Annotated in this window: 23 protein-coding genes, 2 pseudogenes and 1 riboswitch; of the genes and pseudogenes, 14 read left to right on the top strand and 11 right to left on the bottom strand. The window is 69.7% G+C overall.

The genetic code is table 11. From position 1 onward, the window contains the following. From ACZ69Q_RS20675 to ACZ69Q_RS20665, 3 genes and pseudogenes are all read left to right on the top strand, one after another. A pseudogene (locus tag ACZ69Q_RS20675) lies at positions 1-85 on the top strand (IS5/IS1182 family transposase); the annotation flags it as partial. A gap of 7 nt (positions 86-92) precedes the next feature. Then, a pseudogene (locus ACZ69Q_RS20670) lies at positions 93-179 on the top strand (hypothetical protein); the annotation flags it as partial. 45 nt (positions 180-224) lie between these two features. Beyond that, positions 225-686: a hypothetical protein gene (locus ACZ69Q_RS20665; protein ID WP_471043701.1), complete on the top strand. Its 462-nt coding sequence runs from the start codon at positions 225-227 to the stop codon at positions 684-686. A 340-nt stretch (positions 687-1,026) separates the two neighbouring features. Here ACZ69Q_RS20665 and ACZ69Q_RS20660 read toward each other — a convergent pair whose 3' ends face one another. Next, complete coding sequence (locus ACZ69Q_RS20660) at positions 1,027-1,545, bottom strand: hypothetical protein (RefSeq protein WP_471043700.1); 519 nt, start codon at positions 1,543-1,545, stop codon at positions 1,027-1,029. A gap of 82 nt (positions 1,546-1,627) precedes the next feature. Further along, on the bottom strand, positions 1,628-1,978 hold the full coding sequence (locus ACZ69Q_RS20655) for an avidin-fold protein (RefSeq protein ID WP_471043698.1): 351 nt from the start codon (positions 1,976-1,978) through the stop codon (positions 1,628-1,630). 52 nt (positions 1,979-2,030) lie between these two features. After that, positions 2,031-2,142: riboswitch (TPP riboswitch) on the top strand. Between ACZ69Q_RS20655 and thiO the strand changes: the two genes are divergently transcribed. From thiO to ACZ69Q_RS20625, 6 genes are all read left to right on the top strand, one after another. Beyond that, positions 2,140-3,306 (top strand): glycine oxidase ThiO, encoded by a 1,167-nt coding sequence (thiO, locus tag ACZ69Q_RS20650; RefSeq protein ID WP_471043696.1) that lies wholly within the window; start codon positions 2,140-2,142, stop codon positions 3,304-3,306. (Overlaps the previous riboswitch by 3 nt.) Continuing rightward, complete coding sequence (thiS, locus tag ACZ69Q_RS20645) at positions 3,303-3,515, top strand: sulfur carrier protein ThiS (protein ID WP_107907029.1); 213 nt, start codon at positions 3,303-3,305, stop codon at positions 3,513-3,515. The genes thiO and thiS overlap by 4 nt, the downstream gene beginning before the upstream one ends. Positions 3,516-3,518: 3 nt before the next feature. After that, on the top strand, positions 3,519-4,313 hold the full coding sequence (locus ACZ69Q_RS20640) for a thiazole synthase (protein WP_471043695.1): 795 nt from the start codon (positions 3,519-3,521) through the stop codon (positions 4,311-4,313). Between the two features lie 118 nt (positions 4,314-4,431). Further along, on the top strand, positions 4,432-6,369 hold the full coding sequence (pknB, locus tag ACZ69Q_RS20635) for a Stk1 family PASTA domain-containing Ser/Thr kinase (RefSeq protein ID WP_471043693.1): 1,938 nt from the start codon (positions 4,432-4,434) through the stop codon (positions 6,367-6,369). 57 nt (positions 6,370-6,426) lie between these two features. After that, positions 6,427-7,320, top strand: a complete 894-nt coding sequence (locus ACZ69Q_RS20630; RefSeq protein ID WP_471043692.1) for a deoxyribonuclease IV — start codon at positions 6,427-6,429, stop codon at positions 7,318-7,320. A gap of 76 nt (positions 7,321-7,396) precedes the next feature. Then, positions 7,397-7,882, top strand: coding sequence for a DUF4396 domain-containing protein (locus ACZ69Q_RS20625; RefSeq protein WP_471043745.1), 486 nt, complete (start codon positions 7,397-7,399; stop codon positions 7,880-7,882). Positions 7,883-7,904: 22 nt separating this feature from the next. On the opposite strand, the gene ACZ69Q_RS20620 is transcribed toward ACZ69Q_RS20625, so the two are convergent. Continuing rightward, positions 7,905-8,537: a sulfite oxidase-like oxidoreductase gene (locus ACZ69Q_RS20620; protein ID WP_471043690.1), complete on the bottom strand. Its 633-nt coding sequence runs from the start codon at positions 8,535-8,537 to the stop codon at positions 7,905-7,907. A gap of 175 nt (positions 8,538-8,712) precedes the next feature. Between ACZ69Q_RS20620 and bfr the strand changes: the two genes are divergently transcribed. Then, positions 8,713-9,189 (top strand): bacterioferritin, encoded by a 477-nt coding sequence (gene bfr / locus ACZ69Q_RS20615; protein ID WP_471043687.1) that lies wholly within the window; start codon positions 8,713-8,715, stop codon positions 9,187-9,189. A gap of 6 nt (positions 9,190-9,195) precedes the next feature. Here bfr and ACZ69Q_RS20610 read toward each other — a convergent pair whose 3' ends face one another. Then, positions 9,196-9,429, bottom strand: a complete 234-nt coding sequence (locus tag ACZ69Q_RS20610; RefSeq protein WP_471043744.1) for a (2Fe-2S)-binding protein — start codon at positions 9,427-9,429, stop codon at positions 9,196-9,198. 143 nt (positions 9,430-9,572) lie between these two features. Beyond that, complete coding sequence (locus ACZ69Q_RS20605) at positions 9,573-10,925, bottom strand: class II 3-deoxy-7-phosphoheptulonate synthase (RefSeq protein ID WP_471043686.1); 1,353 nt, start codon at positions 10,923-10,925, stop codon at positions 9,573-9,575. A 94-nt stretch (positions 10,926-11,019) separates the two neighbouring features. Here ACZ69Q_RS20605 and ACZ69Q_RS20600 point away from each other — a divergent pair, with 94 nt between their 5' ends. Both ACZ69Q_RS20600 and ACZ69Q_RS20595 read left to right on the top strand, forming a co-directional pair. Further along, entirely contained in the window at positions 11,020-11,076 is a 57-nt protein-coding gene (locus tag ACZ69Q_RS20600; RefSeq protein WP_071528813.1) for a trp operon leader peptide, read from the top strand. Positions 11,077-11,187: 111 nt separating this feature from the next. Then, positions 11,188-13,077 (top strand): anthranilate synthase family protein, encoded by a 1,890-nt coding sequence (locus ACZ69Q_RS20595; protein ID WP_471043683.1) that lies wholly within the window; start codon positions 11,188-11,190, stop codon positions 13,075-13,077. On the opposite strand, the gene ACZ69Q_RS20590 is transcribed toward ACZ69Q_RS20595, so the two are convergent. From ACZ69Q_RS20590 to ACZ69Q_RS20570, 5 genes are all read right to left on the bottom strand, one after another. Then, positions 13,029-14,024 carry a 2-hydroxyacid dehydrogenase gene (locus ACZ69Q_RS20590; RefSeq protein WP_471043680.1) on the bottom strand — a complete coding sequence of 332 codons (996 nt, stop codon included), beginning with the start codon at positions 14,022-14,024 and terminating at the stop codon, positions 13,029-13,031. The genes ACZ69Q_RS20595 and ACZ69Q_RS20590 overlap by 49 nt on opposite strands. An 87-nt stretch (positions 14,025-14,111) precedes the next feature. Next, positions 14,112-15,140 (bottom strand): 6-phosphofructokinase, encoded by a 1,029-nt coding sequence (locus tag ACZ69Q_RS20585; RefSeq protein WP_384770003.1) that lies wholly within the window; start codon positions 15,138-15,140, stop codon positions 14,112-14,114. A gap of 138 nt (positions 15,141-15,278) precedes the next feature. After that, positions 15,279-15,971 carry a response regulator gene (locus tag ACZ69Q_RS20580; RefSeq protein ID WP_471043678.1) on the bottom strand — a complete coding sequence of 231 codons (693 nt, stop codon included), beginning with the start codon at positions 15,969-15,971 and terminating at the stop codon, positions 15,279-15,281. Further along, complete coding sequence (macS, locus tag ACZ69Q_RS20575) at positions 15,968-17,197, bottom strand: MacS family sensor histidine kinase (RefSeq protein WP_471043742.1); 1,230 nt, start codon at positions 17,195-17,197, stop codon at positions 15,968-15,970. The genes ACZ69Q_RS20580 and macS overlap by 4 nt, the downstream gene beginning before the upstream one ends. Before the next feature lie 97 nt (positions 17,198-17,294). After that, a complete protein-coding gene (locus ACZ69Q_RS20570) occupies positions 17,295-18,023 on the bottom strand; it encodes a lysophospholipid acyltransferase family protein (protein ID WP_471043675.1) in 729 nt (242 codons plus the stop codon). Positions 18,024-18,215: 192 nt separating this feature from the next. Between ACZ69Q_RS20570 and ACZ69Q_RS20565 the strand changes: the two genes are divergently transcribed. Beyond that, positions 18,216-18,995 carry an alpha/beta hydrolase gene (locus tag ACZ69Q_RS20565; protein WP_471043672.1) on the top strand — a complete coding sequence of 260 codons (780 nt, stop codon included), beginning with the start codon at positions 18,216-18,218 and terminating at the stop codon, positions 18,993-18,995. Further along, entirely contained in the window at positions 18,988-19,629 is a 642-nt protein-coding gene (locus ACZ69Q_RS20560; protein WP_471043670.1) for a hypothetical protein, read from the top strand. Before ACZ69Q_RS20565 ends, ACZ69Q_RS20560 begins: the two co-directional genes overlap by 8 nt. A 1-nt stretch (position 19,630) precedes the next feature. On the opposite strand, the gene ACZ69Q_RS20555 is transcribed toward ACZ69Q_RS20560, so the two are convergent. Beyond that, positions 19,631-20,392: an endonuclease/exonuclease/phosphatase family protein gene (locus tag ACZ69Q_RS20555; protein WP_471043667.1), complete on the bottom strand. Its 762-nt coding sequence runs from the start codon at positions 20,390-20,392 to the stop codon at positions 19,631-19,633. Positions 20,393-20,407 lie beyond the last annotated feature (15 nt).

Genomic DNA, 20,407 nt, shown 5'->3' with positions numbered 1-20,407 from the left:
CCGCTACGAGCGCAAGCCCGAACACTTCCTCGCCTTCACCGCCATAGCTGCGACCCTCATATGCCACCGCAGACTCGCCAACTGAAATGACGACTAAGCGTGCCCGCACGTACAACCTCACGGTTGACGACCTGCACACGTACTATGCGCTGGCTGGTTCGACTCCGGTCCTAGTCCACGCATTCAATCGTTCAGGCGACGCTCTGATTTCAGGAAAGTGAGCAGTGATCATGGAAGAGGCGCGGGTCAGTGAATTTTCGGAATGGCTTCTGAATCGCGGGTTCTCTTTGATCGAGACACGTGAAACTGGCGGGTTCAAAAATATCTTGCTGAGGTTCCAGGGGAGCGGATGCGAAGTTCGGGCAACGAGGGAGCGGGGTGTCTGGTCGGTCGGGATTGCCCCTCCCGGAGGTTCGCCTGATATGACCTCGAAAATTTGGCGCCACTATCTCGACGGTACGGATCCTGATGTTTCGACAGGTCCCGATCCCATTGATGTTGACATCTCCTTTGTGTATGAACGATTGGATGAAGTGAGTCTGGCGGTTCGGCGAGATAGGGATATCGGCGAACGGCTTCGTGATATTAATTGGGTAATCGTTAAGGTGAATCTTGGATTGGACCCTGATATGCCCAGACCAGGCAATCCTGGATTCGGCAAATCGCAGAATGTCGCCGCTTTGTAATTTGGCTTGTATCGGTCGATCGGCTGGGGCGGCTAAAGAATCTTCACTACCGCCAGCCACACCCTATGTTGTGCTGTATCGACAGCAATGGCGCCAATATGCTGCCATCGTAGTGGCCCAGTGGCCCACACGTACTATGTGCTGGCGGGCCAGACGCCGGTATTGGTCCATAACAGTGGTGGTTGAGCCGAGGATGTCTATTCCATCGAGGATCACGTCATTCCTCGCCATGCGCGAGGTGGTGCCGAAGCCGATGCAACGAAGTCTCAGTTTGACGACGGCGTAAACCCCGGAGAGTTGGCCACGGGGAGTGCTGGCGTGCGGCCGTAGGCCGTTCCTTCTATTGCTGTGGCAGAAAGCCGGGCGCCGTCTGTCCCAGCTCGTGCAGGTGGGCGAGGTAGCCCTGAGCGGCGGGCTCGGATGCGTACCGGCGCCGCATCTCCGCCGCCAATTCGCGACTGGTCATGATGAGCGACGGGCTGGACCGGCGGTCACCTTCGAGGGCGCGCTCCCCCATGATCAGCGCCTGCTCAAGGTCGCCTTCGCGCGCGGCTGTCACACCGAGCGTGACGCGTGCTTCCGCGTTTCGCATGGGTGAGCGCTCCATGCCGTCGAAGTCCGTTCCCGCCCGCAGGACTTCCTCTGCCAGCGTCCGGGCCAGCCTGTCCTCTCCTACCAGGCGGTAGCAGTCCATCGAGTAGAAGTCGAACTTCGCCGGATCCACCACGAAGTGATTGTCCAAGTTCTCCGGGTGCGGCATGCCTTCACGCAGATTGCGCCCCTTGTCGAGCGCGACCTCAACTCGCCGCCGGTCCCCAAGTCGGGCCCACGCCTTGGCCTCCTGCGCGGCAAGCTGCACGGCCACACCCTGATGCGCAGCCAGCTCGGTTCCGGCTGTGCCGCAGCGATGACACCGCGATAGACAACTGACACTTCGTCAGTCAGGAGTCGTGCTCAGTGACCTGCTCCACAACGCTGGTGCCGCTGCCCGTCTGCGACTCCCACTCCCAGGTCTCCTCCAGCCGCACCCTGCCGTCGGCGAGCTCGACCACGGTCGACACACAGTGCCCCGAGGACGTCGACCCGTCCCGCTTGAGCTGCACGTACCGGAAGTCCAGCCGGTCGCCGTCCCTGGTGCCCACGAGATGCCCGCGCACGACGTCTCCGCCGGCGTACTCGGCCCAGATCTCGCCGTCCTTCTCGTGGTACGAGAACCGGGTGCGGGTACCCACCTGACCTGGGGCTTGGTCGGCGACAGGGGCCAGGACGAGGCCGTCGAGCGAGCGGGCCATGGGGTGAGGCTCCCTTACTGAGACTTAATGCGGCGGGCTAGGGTGGCCAACGTAGAGCACTCGCGGGAGCCCGGACGCACCGGGCTGAGAGGGAGGCTGGCGGCCTCCGACCGTACGAACCTGATCCGGGTCATGCCGGCGAAGGGAGGGGCTGGACGCCCATGTCGCGTACGCGAACGTCTGACGTCCTCGTCATCGGGGGCGGAATCATCGGCCTGGTCACGGCGTGGCGGGCCGCGCAGCGCGGGTTCACGACGGCCGTCGTGGACCCCGAGCCGGGCGGCGGCGCCGCCCAGGTGGCCGCGGGAATGCTGGCCGCCGTCACGGAACTGCACTACGGCGAGCAGACCCTGCTCGGCCTGAACCTCGCCTCGGCCCGCCGCTACCCGGACTTCGCGGCCGAGCTCACCGACGTCACCGGCCACGACCTCGGTTACCGCCGCTGCGGCACCCTCGCCGTCGCGCTCGACGCCGACGACCGCGCCCATCTGCGCGAACTGCACGCCCTGCAGCGCCAGTCGGGGCTGGACTCCGAGTGGCTGTCCGGGCGCGAGTGCCGGCGTCTGGAGCCGATGCTCGCACCGGGTGTGCGCGGCGGCCTGCGGGTGGACGGCGACCACCAGATCGACCCGCGACGGCTGACCGCGGCGCTGCTGGCCGCGTGCGAGCGGGCCGGCGTGGTCCTCCACCGCGCCTGGGCCGAGCGCGTCGACGTCGTACGGGACCGGACCACCGGAGTCACCACGACGGACGGCACCGGGCTGGCCGCGGACCAGGTGGTCCTCGCGGCGGGCAGCCTCAGCGGGCGGCTCGCGGGCATTCCCGACCACGTACTGCCGCCCGTGCGCCCCGTGAAGGGCCAGGTGCTGCGGCTGACCGTGCCGCAGCGGTACGCGCCGTTCCTGAGCCGGACCGTGCGGGCCGTGGTGCGCGGCAGCCAGGTGTACCTGGTGCCGCGCGAGAACGGCGAGCTGGTGGTGGGGGCGACGAGCGAGGAGCTGGGCTGGGACACGACGGTGACCGCGGGCGGCGTCTACGAGCTGCTGCGCGACGCCCACGAGTTGGTGCCGGGCCTCACCGAACTGCCGCTCACGGAGACGCGGGCCGGTCTGCGCCCCGGCTCTCCCGACAACGCGCCGCTGCTCGGCCCGACCGAGCTGGCCGGGCTGTCGCTGGCCACCGGGCACTACCGCAACGGCGTGCTGCTCACGCCGGTCACCGGGGACGCCATGGCGCACGTCCTGGCCACCGGTGAACTTCCCGAGGAGGCCCGCGCGTTCACGCCGAGGCGCTTCAGTCCCGCCGCACTCACGGAGCAGCCCGCATGAGCGTCCAGGTCAGCATCTCGGTCAACGGCGAGCGCCGGCACATCGAGCCGGGCACGGCTCTCGACACGCTCGTCTCGTCCGTCACCACGGCGCCCTCGGGAGTGGCCGCCGCCCTCAACGAAACCGTCGTCCCGCGCGCGCAGTGGCCGTCGACGCCCCTCAGCGAGGGAGACCGCGTCGAGGTCCTCACCGCCGTCCAAGGAGGCTGAACCATGGCCGACGATCCCTTTGTCATCGACGGTGCGTCCTTCACGTCCCGCCTGATCATGGGCACCGGCGGAGCGCCCAGCCTGGACGTGCTGGAGCGGGCGCTGGTCGCCTCCGGGACGGAGCTGACGACCGTCGCGATGCGGCGGGTCGACCCGTCGGTGCACGGCTCGGTCCTGTCCGTGCTGGAGAAGCTCGGGATCCGCGTGCTGCCGAACACGGCGGGGTGCTTCACGGCCGGAGAGGCCGTGCTGACGGCCCGCCTGGCGCGCGAGGCGCTCGGCACAGATCTGATCAAGCTGGAGGTCATCGCCGACGAGCGGACGCTGCTGCCGGACCCGATCGAGCTGCTGGACGCGGCGGAGACGCTGGTGGACGACGGTTTCACGGTGCTGCCGTACACGAACGACGACCCGGTGCTGGCGCGGAAGCTTCAGGACGCCGGCTGCGCCGCGATCATGCCGCTCGGCTCCCCGATCGGGTCGGGGCTCGGCATCCGCAACCCGCACAACTTCCAACTGATCGTGGAGCACGCGCACGTGCCGGTGATCCTGGACGCGGGTGCCGGTACGGCCTCGGACGCGGCGCTCGCGATGGAGCTGGGGTGCGCGGGCGTGATGCTCGCCTCGGCCGTGACCCGGGCGCAGGAGCCGGTACTGATGGCCGACGCGATGCGGCACGCGGTGGAGGCGGGGCGGCTGGCGTACCGGGCCGGGCGGATCCCGCGCCGGCACTTCGCCGAGGCGTCCTCTCCGGTGACGGGTATGGCGCGGCTGGATCCCGAACGCCCCGCGTTCTGAACGCATGTTCGACGAAGTCATCCGGCCAGTGAGGCATCCGTCACAGGTCGGCTCCAGTCCCGCTCCGATCACGCCCGAACGGGCGGGACTGTCAGCGTCGGCTCGTACACTCGCCTGCGTGGATACGACCCTTCAGGACCCTCTGGTCGGGCAGGTGCTCGACGGCCGGTATCGCGTGGACGCGCGGATCGCCGTCGGCGGGATGGCCACGGTCTACCGGGCCCTGGACACCCGCCTCGACCGCGTGCTCGCGCTCAAGGTGATGCACCCCGCGCTGGCGGTCGACGGGGTGTTCGTCGAGCGGTTCATCCGGGAGGCGAAGTCCGTCGCGCGGCTCGCGCACCCCAATGTCGTGCAGGTCTTCGACCAGGGCACCGACGGGTCGTACGTCTATCTCGCCATGGAGTACGTCGCGGGCTGCACCCTGCGCGACGTCCTGCGCGACCGCGGGGCGCTCCAGCCCCGGGCCGCTCTCGACATCCTGGAGCCGGTGCTCGCCGCGCTGGGCGCCGCGCACCGCGCCGGGTTCGTGCACCGGGACATGAAGCCCGAGAACGTCCTGATAGGGGACGACGGACGGGTCAAGGTCGCCGACTTCGGGCTCGTGCGGTCCGTGGACACCGTGACCAGCACCACCGGTGCCGTGCTCGGCACCGTCTCCTATCTCGCGCCGGAGCAGATCGAGCAGCCGGGCGCCGCCGACGCCCGTGTCGACGTGTACGCGTGCGGTGTCGTCCTGTACGAGATGCTCACCGGCGAGAAGCCGCACGACGGGGACTCCCCCGCCGTGGTGCTCTACAAGCACCTACACGAGGACGTCCCGCCGCCCTCGGCGATCGTCCCGGGGCTGGCGTACGAGCTCGACGAGCTGGTCGCGTCGGCCACCGCGCGCACCCCGGACATCCGCCCGTACGACGCCGTGGCGCTGCTCGCGCGGGCCCGGGAGACGCGGGCCGCGTTGAGCGCGGAGCAACTGGACGCGGTGCCGCCGCAGGCACTCTCTGCGGAGCACAGCAACTCCGACGACCGTACGAGCGTCATCCCGCGCGGGCTCGACATCCAGCGCCCGCTGCCGGTGAACGGGGACGAGCCCCAGGCCAACTTCAACCGCACGAGCCGGTTGGAGACCCCGCCGCCGCCTCCGCCCGCGCACCGATCGCGCACCTCGCGCCGGCCGCGCGGCCCGATGGTCATCGTCGCCGCCGTCCTGCTGGCCCTCGGCCTGGGCGTCGGCATCTGGTACATCAACTCCGGCCAGTTCACCCAGGTCCCGCCGCTGCTGTCCAAGACCGAGGCGCAGGCCCGGGACCGACTGGAGGAGGCCGGGCTCGACGTCGGCAAGGTGGAACGCGCCTACAGCGACACCGTCAAGCGCGGCACCGTCATCAGCACGGACCCCGACACGGGCGCCCGCATACGGCAGAACGACTCCGTGAAACTGGTCATCTCGGCCGGACCGGAGACGGTGAAGGTGCCCGACCTCCAGGGCTACCCGCTGGCCAAGGCGAGGGCCGAGCTGAAGGAGAGCGGCCTCCAACCGGGCATGGAGACGCGGGAGTTCAACGACGACGTCACCCGGGGCTCCGTGATCTCCTCGGATCCCGGCGACGGCACCAAGGTCCGCTCCGGCTCCGCGGTCAGGCTGATCGTCAGCAAGGGCAGCCCGGTGGACGTCCCGGACGTCACCGGCGAGGACCCGGCGGACGCCAGGGCCGAGCTGGAGGAGGCCGGCCTGAAGGTGAAGATCGCCTCCGCGCGGGTCAACTCCGAGTTCGACGCGGGCCAGGTCGCCCAGCAGTCGCCGACGGAGGGCAAGCAGGCCGCCGAGGGTGACACCGTGACGCTCACGCTGTCCAAGGGCCCCGAGATGATCGAGGTTCCGGACGTGGTCGGCGACAACGTCGACGACGCGACGGCGGAGCTGAAGGCGGCCGGCTTCGAGGTCGACGAGGACCGCGGCCTGCTCGGGATCTTCGGCGACACGGTCAAGAAGCAGTCCGTGAAGGGCGGGAAGACGGCACCGAAGGGGTCGACGATCACGATCACCATCCGGTGACCTGGGCCGGCTCCGGCCGGTGATCGGGCGGTCCGGACCGCATGACACCCTGATCGGGTGAGAAGTCAGCAGTCCGGCACCGCCCTGACGGGCCCCTCCCGCAACCCCGTAGGCGGCCATGTCCCCGTGGCCGGCGGCCTCAGCTCCGTCGGGCTCACCTACGCCCACGACCTGAAGGCCGAGACCGTCCAGGTCTTCGTCGCCAACCCGCGCGGCTGGGCCACGCCCGCCGGGAACCCGCGGCAGGACGAGGAGTTCCGCGCGGTGTGCGAGGCGGAGTCGATCCCGGCGTATGTGCACGCGCCGTACCTGATCAACTTCGGCTCGCACACGGAGGCGACCGTCGAGAGGTCGGTGGAGTCGCTGCGGCACTCGCTGCGGCGCGGGCGGGAGATCGGCGCGCTGGGCGTGGTCGTGCACACCGGCAGCGCGACCGGCGGCCGGGAGCGCTCGGTGGCTCTGAAGCAGGTACGGGAGTACATGCTGCCGCTGCTGGACGAGCTGACCCACGACGACGACCCGTTCCTGCTGCTGGAGTCGACGGCGGGCCAGGGCTTCTCGCTGTGCTCGCGCACCTGGGACTTCGGGCCGTACTTCGAGGCGCTGGACGCCCACCCGAAGCTGGGCGTCTGCCTGGACACCTGCCACATCTTCGCCGCCGGCCACGACCTGACCGGCCCGTCCGGTATGCACCAGACCCTGGACCTGCTGGTGGACACCGTCGGCGAGGGCCGGCTGAGACTGATCCACGCCAATGACTCCAAGGACGTCGTCGGCGCCCACAAGGACCGGCACGAGAACATCGGCGCAGGTCACATCGGTGAGGACCCGTTCCGGGCGCTGATGACGCACCCTGCCACCGAGGGCGTACCGCTGATCATCGAGACGCCCGGCGGGAAGGAAGGGCACGCGGCGGATGTGGAGCGACTGAAAAAACTTCGCGACGCATAGCCCGTTACGGAATACCCCAGGGGGGTATACGGTTCTTGCTCGATGCAGGAACCGTGACCTGACATTGGGGGCAGTGATGCAGCACGAAGCGCATACGGCACACGATCACCATCAGCAGGCGGCCGCCGCCGGAAGTTGGGCGATGGCCGTCCAGGCCACCCTGCACTGCCTCACCGGCTGTGCCATCGGTGAGGTGCTGGGCATGATCATCGGCACCGCGTTCGGCTGGGGCAACGTGCCGACGCTGATCCTGGCGATCGTCCTGGCCTTCTTCTTCGGCTACGCGCTCACCCTGCGCGGAGTACTGAAGGCGGGTGTCGATCTGCGGGCCGCGCTCAAGGTGGCGCTGGCGGCGGACACCCTGTCCATCGCCGTGATGGAGCTGGTCGACAACGGCGTGATCGTGCTGTGGCCGGGCGCCATGGACGCCGGGCTCACCGACCCGCTGTTCTGGTGGGTGCTGGCGATCGCGCTGGCCGTCGCCTTCGTCCTCACCACGCCCGTCAACAAGTGGATGATCGGCCGCGGCAAGGGCCACGCGGTGGTCCACCAGTACCACTGAACCCCGGCGCGGGGACCAGAAGTCAGAGCTCGGGGCCGTCCCCGGGCTCTTCCTGGTACGAGTAGCGCTGCTCCCGCCAGGGGTCGCCGATGTTGTGATAGCCGCGCTCCTCCCAGAAGCCGCGGCGATCGGCGGTCATGTACTCCACGCCACGGACCCACTTGGGCCCCTTCCAGGCGTACAGATGGGGGACGACCAGACGGAGCGGGAAACCGTGCTCCGCCGTGAGCAGTTCGCCGTCCTTGTGGGTGGCGAAGATCGTGCGCTCGGAGGCGAAGTCGGAGAGGCGGAGGTTGGAGCTGAAGCCGTATTCGGCCCACACCATCACATGGGTCACCGAGGGTGCGGGCGGGGCGATCTCCAGGATCGCCCGGGCCGGGATGCCGCCCCACTCCGCACCGAGCATGCTGAACTTCGTGACGCAGTGCAGATCGGCCACGACCGTGGTGTACGGCAGGCCCGCGAACTCCTCATGGGTCCAGCAGTGCTTCTCGCCGTCGGCGGTGGCCCCGAACACCCTGAACTCCCAGCGTTCGGGCCGGAACTTCGGGACCGGGCCGTAGTGCGTGACCGGCCAGCCGCGCTGCACCCGCTGCCCCGGCGGAAGCTCGGAGTGTGCTGCTGCTCCAGTTTCGCGCTCCACCGGCTGACCCATGCCTCCATCCTGACAGACCTGAAGCAGTGCACCTGACCCCACCCTCCACAATCCGCCGCAAACCAGACTAAGCATGCACTTACTTACTAAGTGAAGACTTACTGGACGATCTTTCCCACCGGTGCAATCATGCGGCGCAACCTGCCAGTTCCCCCGCTTGGAAGGAGCCTTTGCGATGCAGGGCGACCCCGAGGTCCTCGAATTCCTGAACGAGCAGCTCACCGGCGAGCTCACCGCGATCAACCAGTACTGGCTGCACTACCGGATCCAGGACAACAAAGGCTGGACCAAGCTCGCCAGGTACACGCGTGAAGAGTCCATCGATGAGATGAAGCACGCGGACAAGCTGACCGAGCGCATCCTCATGCTGGACGGCCTGCCCAACTACCAGCGGCTGTTCCACGTCCGGGTCGGCCAGACGGTGACCGAGATGTTCAAGGCCGACCGGCAGGTCGAGGTGGAGGCGATCGACCGCCTCAAGCGCGGCATCGAGGTGATGCGCAACAAGGGCGACATCACGTCGGCGAACATCTTCGAGTCGATCCTCGCGGACGAGGAGCACCACATCGACTACCTGGACACCCAGCTCGAGCTGATCAAGAAGCTCGGCGAGGATCTCTACATCGCGCAGCAGATCGAGCAGCCGAGCTAGGTCGCTCTAGGCCGCGTCCTTCAGCTCGCCGAGCACCTGCTCGCCCTGCTCGGCCAGCTCGCGGCGGGGGCACGCGCCCCTGCCCAGGAGCGCCTGGATACGGCGCACACACGACCCGCAGTCCGTGCCCGCCTTGCAGGCCGAAGCTATCTGGCGAGGGGTGCAGGCACCGTCCTCCGCGTGCTTCTTCACCTGCTGCTCGGTGATGCCGAAGCAACTGCAGACGTACACGCGGTTCACCTCCCGGTGGGATCGATGTGCCATCCCCTTGATCGGTGAGGCTAACCTAACCTTACCCGTCACACAGGAACCGCAAAAGTGGGGTGGGGCGCGGATCGTATGTGATCCGCGCCCCACCCCGGTGCATGTAACAACCGAACCGGCTACTGGTCCCTGTACATCTCGGCGACGAGGAAGGCCAGGTCAAGCGACTGGCTGCGGTTCAGGCGCGGGTCGCAGGCCGTCTCGTAGCGCTGGTGCAGATCGTCGACGAAGATCTCGTCGCCGCCGCCCACGCACTCGGTGACGTCGTCACCGGTGAGCTCCACGTGGATGCCGCCCGGGTGGGTGCCCAGGCCCTTGTGGACCTCGAAGAAGCCCTTGACCTCGTCGAGCACGTCGTCGAAGCGGCGGGTCTTGTGGCCGGAGGCCGCCTCGAAGGTGTTGCCGTGCATCGGGTCGGTCACCCAGGCCACGATGGCGCCGGAGGCGGTGACCTTCTCGACCAGCTCGGGGAGCTTGTCCCGGATCTTGTCGGCGCCCATGCGGACGATGAAGGTCAGCCGGCCCGGCTCGCGCTCGGGGTCGAGGCGGTCGATGTACTGGAGCGCCTCCTCGGCCGTCGTCGTCGGGCCGAGCTTGATGCCGATCGGGTTGCGGATCTTCGAGGCGAACTCGATGTGCGCGCCGTCGAGCTGCCGGGTGCGCTCACCGATCCACACCATGTGCCCGGAGACGTCGTAGAGCTGCCCCGTGCGGGAGTCGACCCTGGTCAGCGCGGACTCGTAGTCGAGCAGCAGCGCCTCGTGCGAGGAGTAGAACTCGACCGTCTTGAACTCCTCCGGGTCGGCCCCGCAGGCGTGCATGAAGTTCAGCGCGTTGTCGATCTCACGCGCGAGCTGCTCGTAGCGCTGGCCGGAGGGGGACGACTTCACGAAGTCCTGGTTCCAGGAGTGCACCTGGCGCAGGTCGGCGTAGCCGCCGGTGGTGAAGGCGCGCACCAGGTTGAGCGTGGAGGCGGAGGCGTTGTACATCCGCTTCAGGCGCTCGGGGTCCGGGACGCGGGCGGCCTCGGTGAAGTCGAAGCCGTTGACGGAGTCGCCGCGGTAGGTCGGCAGGGTCACGCCGTCGCGGGTCTCGGTCGGCTTGGAGCGCGGCTTGGAGTACTGGCCGGCGATGCGGCCGACCTTCACGACCGGCACCGAGGCGGCGTACGTCAGCACGGCGCCCATCTGGAGCAGCGTCTTGAGCTTGTTGCGGATCTGGTCCGCGGACACCGCGTCGAAGGCCTCGGCGCAGTCGCCGCCCTGGAGGAGGAACGCCTCTCCCTTGGCGACGGCCGCCATCCGGGCGCGCAGCTGGTCGCACTCGCCCGCGAAGACGAGCGGCGGATACGACTCGAGGTCCGCGATCACTGCGCGCAGAGCCTCGGTGTCGGGGTACTCGGGCTGCTGCGCCGCGGGCAGGTCTCGCCAGGTGTTGCCAGCGCTCGCGCTGGTCTTAGCGTTCACGGTCACGCCTCAACATTACGGGGTCGTGTCGGGCGTCCAGCCCCATGCCCAGCAATTGAGACACCGGTACACGCCTCGGACATGGGGTAGGGTGCCTGGCATGTTCGCGCACTCGACCCAGAACTGGTGGTGGACCGCTCATCCGGCGGCCCACTGACTGCGCGTACGAAAGACTTCGCGAAGGCCGCCCGAGAGGGCGGCCTTCGGTGTTTCCCGGGTCGTTCCTCTCCACCGCATCCACTGATCCACGGAGAAGGAGCCCGGACCCATGAACCTGCTCGGCTTGCTGGACGATCCCCGCCCGTTCGCCCTGCTGCGCCGCCGCACACCTGGCCGCGCCCTCGAAGAGGGCGACACGGTCGAGGTCCTGATCGGCCCGGTGTCCACGTACGACCGTCTCGCCGACCTCCCCGACGAGGGCCTGGCGCTGGTCCCCTTCCGGCAGATCCGCGAGCGCGGCTTCGACGTCCGCGACGACGGCACACCCCTGGCGGTGCTCACCCCCGAGGAGTCGTACGGCATCCCGCTCGCCGAGGCCCTGGAACAGCTCCCGTCGCACGACGTGCGCGTCGAGGGCGGCGGCTTCGACGTCGACGACGAGGAGTACGGCGAGATCGTCGGGCGGGTGCTGCGCGACGAGATCGGACGGGGCGAGGGCGCGAACTTCGTGATCCGGCGGACGTACGAGGGTGAGATCCCGGGGTTCGGACGCGCCGACGCGCTGGCCCTGTTCCGGCGGCTGCTGGAGGGCGAGCGGGGCGCCTACTGGACCTTCGTGGTGCATACCGGGGAGCGGACGCTGGTCGGGGCGAGCCCCGAGGTGCACGTGCGGATGTCCGGCGGCACGGTCGTCATGAACCCGATCAGCGGGACGTACCGCTATCCCGCCGAGGGGCCCACCCCCGAGCACCTGCTCGACTTCCTCGCCGACGGCAAGGAGATCGAGGAGCTGTCGATGGTCGTCGACGAGGAGCTCAAGATGATGTGCACGGTCGGCGACATGGGCGGCGTCGTCGTCGGACCCCGGCTGAAGGAGATGGCGCATCTCGCGCACACCGAGTACGAGCTGCGCGGGAAGTCCTCGCTGGATGTGCGCGAGGTCCTGAAGGAGACCATGTTCGCAGCCACCGTGACCGGCTCGCCCGTGCAGAACGCCTGCCGGGTCATCGAACGGCACGAGGTCGGCGGGCGCGGGTACTACGCCGGTGCGCTGGCCCTGATCGGCCGGGACTCCGGCGGGGCCCAGACCCTCGACTCCCCCATCCTCATCCGCACCGCCGACATCGACGCCGACGGCGGGCTGCGGGTGCCGGTCGGCGCGACCCTCGTGCGCGGCTCGGACCCGGCGAGCGAGGTCGCGGAGACCCACGCGAAGGCGGCGGGTGTGCTGGCGGCGCTGGGCGTGGGGCCGGCACGGCCACGGGAGGAGCACACACGCGTACGTCTCGCCGACGACGCACGCGTGCGTGCCGCGCTCGACGGGCGCCGGGCCTCGCTCGCGCCCTTCTGGCTGCGGATGCAGGAGCGGTCCGAGGAGCTCACCGGGCACGCCCTGGTCGTCGACGGCGAGGACACGTTCACGGCGATGCTCGCCCATGTGCTGCGCTCCAGCGGCCTGGAGGTGACCGTGCGGCGCTACGACGAGCCCGGGCTGCGGCAGGCCGTGCTCGCGCACGAGGGGCCGGTCGTGCTGGGTCCCGGGCCCGGTGACCCCTGCGACCTCGCCGACCCGAAGATGCGTCTGCTGCGGGACCTCGCGGCGGAGGTCATCCGCGAGCACCGGCACGGTGTGCTCGGGGTCTGCCTCGGCCATGAGCTGATCGCCGCCGAGCTGGGGCTGGACATCGTGCGCAAGGAGGTGCCGTACCAGGGTGCGCAGACGACGATCGACCTGTTCGGGCGGCCGGAGACGGTCGGCTTCTACAACAGCTTCGTGGCGCGCTGCGACGACGAGGCCCACACGGAGCTCGCCGACCACGGCATCGAGGTCAGCCGGGCGGGCAACGGAGAGGTGCATGCCGTACGCGGGCCCGGTTTCGCCGGGGTGCAGTTCCACCCGGAGTCGATCCTGACGCTGAACGGCGCCGCCGTCGTCCGCGACCTGGTGGGTCAGCTACGGGGCACGAGCACGTTCTCCGAGCGGCGGCCGGCCTTGTAGTCGAGGACGTTCTTCAAGGTGGCCTCGACGATCTGCCCGACGGCGTCCTCGGTGTAGTACGCCTGGTGCGAGGTGACCAGGACGTTCGGGAAGGTGACGAGGCGGGCCAGGGTGTCGTCCTCGACGGCCTGGAGCGACTTGTCGAGAAAGAAGAGCCCGGCCTCCGACTCGTAGACGTCGAGGCCGACACCGGTGAAGCGGCCCTCGCGCAGTTCGGCGACGAGGGCCGCGGTGTCGATGAGGCCGCCGCGGCTGGAGTTGACCAGGATCGCGTCGTCCTTCATCGCCTTCAGGGCGTCGGCGTCGATCAGCCGGCTGGTCTCCGGCATCAGCGGCACGTGCAGGCTGACCAGGTCGGACTCGGCGAGAAGGCGTTCCTTGGCGACGTAGCGCATACCGAGCTGCATGCAGGCGGGGCTCTCGGCGACGTCCCAGCCGAGCAGGTTCATGCCGAAGCCGTGGGCGATACGGGCGAAGGCCTCGCCGATCTTGCCGGTGCCGAGGACGCCGGCGGTGCGGCCGTGCATGTCGCGGCCCATGAGGCCGTCGAGGCGGAAGTCGAAGTCACGCGTGCGCGTGGAGGCGCGCACGATACGGCGGTTGACCGCCATGGCGAGGGTCCAGGCGAACTCGGCCACGGAGTAGGGCGAGTAGTAGGAGACCCGCGAGACGGTCATGGCGAGGCGCTCGGCGACCTTGAGGTCGATGTTGTTGAAGCCCGTGGAGCGCTGGGCGACCATCCGGGTCCCGCCGGACGCGAGGGTCTGCAGGACGTGGTTGCCGAGGTCGCAGTTGACGCTGGTGCAGACGACCTCGTAGCCGGCCGCGATGGGGGCGGTGTCCTCGTTGAGGAAGACGTCCAGGCAGCGGACCTCGTGATGGCCCCGGAACGCCTGCTCGATCAGGGGTTTCTCGTCCGCCTGCACACCGAAGGCGAGAATCTCCAAGGCTGCTCCCGTTTCACTGGGCTATGGGCCGAATATACGGCCCACAACCCAGTGCCGCCGGGCGGGAAGCGGCCACCCTCGGAGGGGTCAGCCGAAGAAGACCCCGACCTCCTCGTACAGCTTCGGATCCACCGTCTTCAGCTTCGCCGTCGCCTCCGCGATCGGGACGCGGACGATGTCCGTGCCGCGCAGGGCGACCATCTTGCCGAAGTCGCCGTCTCGGACCGCCTCGATGGCGTGCAGCCCGAAGCGGGTGGCCAGCCAGCGGTCGAAGGCGCTCGGGGTGCCGCCGCGCTGGATGTGTCCGAGGACCGTCGTCCGCGCCTCCTTGCCCGTGCGCCTCTCGATCTCCTTGGCCAGCCACTCGCCGACCCCGGACAGCCGGACGTGCCCGAAGGAGTCCAGCGACTCGTCCTTCAGCACCATGTCGCCGTCCTTGGGCATGGCGCCCTCGGCGACGACGACGATCGGGGCGTACGACGCCTTGAAGCGCGAGGTAATCCAGGCGCAGACCTTGTCGACGTCGAAGCGCTGCTCGGGGATGAGGATGACGTTGGCTCCGCCGGCGAGCCCGGAGTGGATGGCGATCCAGCCGGCGTGACGGCCCATCACCTCACAGACCAGGACGCGCATGTGGGACTCGGCGGTGGTGTGCAGCCGGTCGATGGCCTCGGTCGCGATGCCGACGGCGGTGTCGAAGCCGAAGGTGTAGTCGGTGGCGGACAGGTCGTTGTCGATCGTCTTCGGCACGCCGACGCAGGGCACGCCGTACTCGTCGGACAGTCGGGCGGCGACGCCGAGGGTGTCCTCGCCGCCGATGGCGATGAGCGCCTCGACCTCCTGCTTGGCGAGGTTCTCCTTGATACGGCGGATGCCGTCCTCCTGCTTCAGGGGGTTGGTGCGCGAGGAGCCGAGGATGGTGCCGCCACGGGGCAGGATGCCGCGCACGGCGGGGATGTCGAGACGGACGGTGTCGTTCTCGAGCGGACCTCGCCAGCCGTCCCGGAAGCCGACGAAGTCGTAGCCGTACTCCTGCACGCCCTTGCGGACGACGGCCCGGATGACGGCGTTGAGACCGGGGCAGTCGCCGCCTCCGGTCAGTACTCCGACCCGCATGGAAAATTCCCTTCGCCGCGGTTGCCTGGTGAGGCCACGCTAATGGTGAGCCAGGTCACAGCGGGATGGGTCGTACCGGCAATTCCGGTGAACTGCCGGGTATTCGGTTTACGCGCCGTCAAGCCGAAGGCCGGTGGATCACTCGTCGTCGAGGCCGCGCTCGATGGCGTACCGCACCAGCTCCACCCGGTTGTGGAGCTGGAGCTTGCCGAGGGTGTTCTGGACGTGGTTCTGCACCGTGCGGTGGGAGATCACCAGGCGTTCGGCGATCTGCTTGTAGCTCAGGCCCTTGGCGACGAGCCGCAGCACCTCCGTCTCGCGCTCGGTGAGCTGCGGGGCGCCGGGCTGGTCGGCGTCGTGGGCTGCGGGCGCCGGTTCGGAGGCGAGGCGGCGGTACTCGCCGAGCACCAGACCGGCCAGGCCCGGCGTGAACACCGGGTCGCCCACCGCGGTGCGGCGCACCGCGTCGAGGAGCTCCTCGGTCGAGGCCGACTTCAGCAGATAGCCGGTGGCGCCGGACTTCACCGCCTCCAGCACGTCGGCGTGCTCGCCGCTCGCGGACAGGACGAGGACGCGCAGGGCGGGGTTGTGGCCGACGAGTTCCTTGCAGACCTGGACACCGGGCTTGGCGGGCAGGTTGAGGTCGAGCACCAGGACGTCGGGGGCGGCGGCCTTGGCACGGCGTACGGCCTGGTCGCCGTCGCCCGCGGTGGCGACCACGTCGAAGCCGGACTCGGACAGGTCGCGGGCGACCGCGTCACGCCACATGGGGTGGTCGTCGACCACCATGACCTTGATCGGGTCCTGCTGTGCGCTCGTGGTGTCCGTCATCGCTGCTCCGCCTTCCCCCGTGAAGCGCTGGTGGCCTTGGGTACCTTCAGTTCCACCTCGGTGCCCTGGCCCGGCACCGAGATCAGTTCGGCGCTGCCGCCGAGATCCCGCAGGCGGCCCCGGATCGACAGGGCGACACCGAGCCGCCCCTCACCCTCGGCCTGTGCGAGCCGGCCCTCGGGGATGCCGGGTCCGTCGTCCCGCACGGTGACGATCACCTCGCCGGGCTCGTCCTCGACGAGGATCCACGCGCGTGCCTGGTCGCCCGCGTGCTTGCGGACGTTGTCCAGGGCGGCCCCGACGGCCGCGGCCAGTTCCCGCGCGGCGGCCGGCGCCAGCGCCACCGGTGCCCCCGGCTCCGCGAGGCTGACCATCGCGCCGGCGTACGGGGCGAGCAGCAGACGGAGGTCCACGGCACCGCCGGAGTCGTCCGGCTCGTCCACGGCCCGTACGACGGCGCCATCGGCGGCGTCCTCCGACACCCGCGACACGGGTACCAGTCCGCCCGAGACCAGGGTGCGCAGCGCGACCTCCTGCTCGCCGGCCATTCGGCCCAGTTCGGCCGCCTCGCCGCCGATGACGGCGCCGCGCCGCTGCACCATCGCCAGCACCTGGAGCACGCTGTCGTGGATGTCCCGGGCGAGCCGCTCCCGCTCACGGGTCGCCGCCTCGATCTCCAGGGCCCGGGCGAGGGTGCGCTCGGAGGCGCGGGCGACCTCGACGACGTACCCGATGGCGATGGAGGCGATCCAGACGAGCAGCACCATGTGGACGGTGTCTCGGGTCGGGACGCCGGAGCGGTGGATCAGGTTGGCGGCGGCGACCAGCGTGGAGGCGAACGCGGCCCAGCGCCAGCCGCCCTTGATGGCGAACGCCAGCACGGCGCCCGCCGTCCATATCGACGGCAGGGTCGGGGCGCCGGCCTCGATCCGCTCGGGCGACTCGGCGATCCGCGTGAGCAGGATGCCGGTCAGGGCGATGGTGAGGTCCGCGGCGAGGAAGCGCTTGGTGCAGCTCGCGGCGTTCGCGACCCTCGGGAGGGTGGCCAGCGTCCAGACGGCCAGGACGGCGTAGTAGCCGATGGCCACCCAGGGGCGGGCGACCTCGTCGTAGGCGCTGACGAACAGCCCGATGGCGTACACCATCGTCAGCACCCGGTATCCGGTGAGCGCGCGCCACAGCGGCTGCTCGACGGACATGCGCATGACCCGCTCGCGCTTGGCCATGGCCCCCACCCCCTTGTTGTCGGAACGCACCGGCCAAGACTGCCCTGTCCCGGCCCGGACCGCTCCGCCTCGTCCGCCCGCTTCTCGCGCCGGCCCGCTACTTCTCCTGCTGGGCCTTCTTCGCCTGTTCCTTCTCCGCCTTGGCCGCCTCCGCGATCTGCCGCTTGGCGGCGGTCGCGTACATGTCGACGTACTCCTGGCCGGAGAGCTTCATGATCTCGTACATGACCTCGTCGGTCACCGCGCGCAGCACGAAGCGGTCGTGCTCCATGCCCTGGTAACGGCTGAAGTCGAGGGGCTTGCCGATCCGGATGCCCGGCCGCATGAGCTTGGGCATGACCTTGCCGGGCGGCTGGATCTTCTCCGTGTCGATCATGGCGACCGGGATGACCGGCGCGCCGGTGGCGAGCGCCACGCGTGCGAGGCCGCCGGGCTTGCCCCGGTAGAGCCGGCCGTCGGGCGAGCGCGTGCCCTCGGGGTAGATGCCGAACAGCTCGCCGCGCTCCAGGACGTTGATGCCGCTCTTGACGGCGGCCTCGCCCGCGCCGCGCCCCCCGGAGCGGTCCACGGGGAGCTGGCCGACGCCCTTGAAGAAGGCCGCCGTCAACCGGCCCTTGACGCCCGGGGTGGTGAAGTACTCGGCCTTCGCGATGAAGGTCACCTTGCGGTCGAGGACCGCGGGCAGGAAGAACGAGTCGGAGAAGGACAGGTGATTGCTCGCCAGGATCGCGGCACCCTCGGCGGGAATGTTCTCCAGGCCCTCCACCCAGGGCCGGAAGGCGACCTTCAACGGTCCCCCGATGGCCACCTTCATCGTGCCGTACAACAACCGAGTGCCTCCTGTGTCTGTCGATCAGACCTTAACCCGGAGCGCCGTCAATGAGCCCGACGGCCCTGGTCGGTGTCAGTGCGGTCGCGTACGGTGAAGCACACCTGGCTCTATCGGCACGCGGCTGCGCCGCGTGGGTTCATGTCGCTCTCGTCCATGTCGTCCTTCTCACGAACAGGAGACCGTAAGGTGCCGGTCCTTCCTGGAGCCGAGCCGTACCGCCGCGAGGGCGGGGAGGTCGGGGTCCTCCTCTGCCACGGCTTCACCGGTTCCCCGCAGTCCCTGCGCCCCTGGGCGGAGTACCTCGCCGAGCGCGGGCTCACCGTCTCGCTGCCGCTGCTGCCGGGGCACGGCACCCGCTGGGAGGACATGCGGCTCACCGGATGGCAGGACTGGTACGCCGAGGTGGACCGCGAGCTGCGCGCCCTGCGCGACCGCTGCGCGCGGGTCTTCGTGGCCGGCCTGTCCATGGGCGGCGCCCTGGCCCTGCGGCTCGCCGCGAAGCACGGACAGGACGTGGCCGGGGTCGTGGTCGTCAACCCGGCGAACAAGGTGCACGGTCTGTTCGCGTACACCCTCCCCGTCTCCCGGCACCTCGTGCGCACGGTGCCGGGGATCGCCAGCGACATCGCCAAGGAGGGAGCCACCGAGCTCGGGTACGACCGGGTGCCGCTGCACTCGGCGCACTCCCTGCGGAACTTCTTCCAGTTGGTCGACGGCGAGTTGCCGCAGGTCACCCAGCCACTGCTGGTTCTGCGCAGCAGGCAGGACCACACCGTGCCCGGCGTGGACACGGCCCGGATCCTGAGCCGGGTGTCCTCCACGGACGTAACGGAGCTCGTGCTGGAACAGAGCTATCACGTGGCGACGTTGGACCATGATGCGGGCCGGATCTTCGAGGAGAGCCTCGGATTCATCGACCGGATCGTGACCGGCGTCGGCAAGGAAGGGACGACCACACGTGGCTGAGCACGACTCCGATCGCGAGAAGCGCGAGGACAGCGAGCCCGAGGAGCAGCACGTCCCGTTCGACGAGGACGCCGCCTGGGCCGCGATCGTCGCCGGGTTCGGCGAGGAGCCGAAGGACCCGCCGGGCGCGAAGCCCTTCAAGTCGGTCGAGGACCTGGCGCTGCTGGAGACCGAGGCGAACGGCGAGACGAGCGGTGCGGCGGCCCCGGAGCCCAAGGGCGACAAGGGCGCCGAGGACGAGACCGGTCCGGCGGTCAAGCAGGCCGACGAGCCGGCCGGGGACAAGCCCGCCGGGCCGCTGGGCAGCTCGGTGTCCTTCGCGCCCGGCGTCGGGCCGCGCGACTACAGCGTGGCCGAGCCGTCCGAGGACGACTTCGAGGCCGACGACGAGGGCCACTTCGTGCCGCCGGAGCCGCCGCCGCTGCCCGCCGCCGACGCGACCTCGAAGTTCGCCTGGCTCGCGGTGATCGGCGGGCCGGTCCTGCTGCTGCTCGCCGTGCTGTTCGGCTGGGACATGACGTGGTGGCTGGCGACCCTCGGCATCGGCGGCTTCCTGGGCGGGTTCGCCACCCTGGTGATGCGGATGAAGACCGACGACGAGGACGACGACCCCGGCCGGGGCGCCGTCGTCTGACCTACCGCGCTGCGGGGACTTTGAGGGCGGCCAGGACCGGAAGGTGGTCCGTGGCCGCCCTCAGGTCTGTCTGCGTCACCCCAGGCCGGCCGGCCGGGACACCGCAGCCGAGCACCTCGATGCCCTTGGTGGCGAAGATCGCGTCGATGCGCTGGTGCGGGTCGGCCGGGGTCGAGGAGTACTCACCGCCCCAGGGGGCGGTGGCCCAGCAGTCCTGGAGGCTGTCGGCGAGCAGGCCGAAGGTGCGGCCGGTGGGGCGGTCGTTGAGGTCGCCGCCGGCGATCGCGTGCTCCGTGCCCAGGCCGGCGAGATGGTCCAGGAGCATGCCGCCCTGCTCGAAGCGCTCGTCCTTCTGCAGGGAGAGATGGCAGCTCAGCACGCCGAGGCGGGCGCCGCCGAAGCGGACCACGGCCGTGGCGAAGCCGCGCCGGTGCAGTCCGGGGGTGAGCGGGAGGAGCACGTCCTGCGTCCGCTCCACGGTGGCCCTCAGGTTGCACAGGATCGCCGGGCCCGCGGCGGTGGCGCCGCCGGTGAGGACGACGAGGTCGGCCTCGCGGGCCAGCCGGGCGAGCTTCTTGCGCCAGCGGAAGAAGCGGGGGGCTTCCTGGATCAGGACCAGGTCGGGGTCGCAGGCGCGGATGACGCGGGCGAGGGCGTCCGTGTCGTCGCGCATGGAGCGGATGTTGTAGCTGAGGACGCGGATGACTGCGGAGCCGTCGGGTTCGGTGCGGGACGTTGGTAGCGCCGAGGGGGACGTTGCCATGCGGGTCAATTTACG

The sequence above is a fragment of the Streptomyces sp. NPDC036764 genome, from assembly GCF_055609385.1.
Note: the sequence above shows the minus strand (reverse complement) of the source record. Positions and strands in the feature narration are given on the sequence as shown.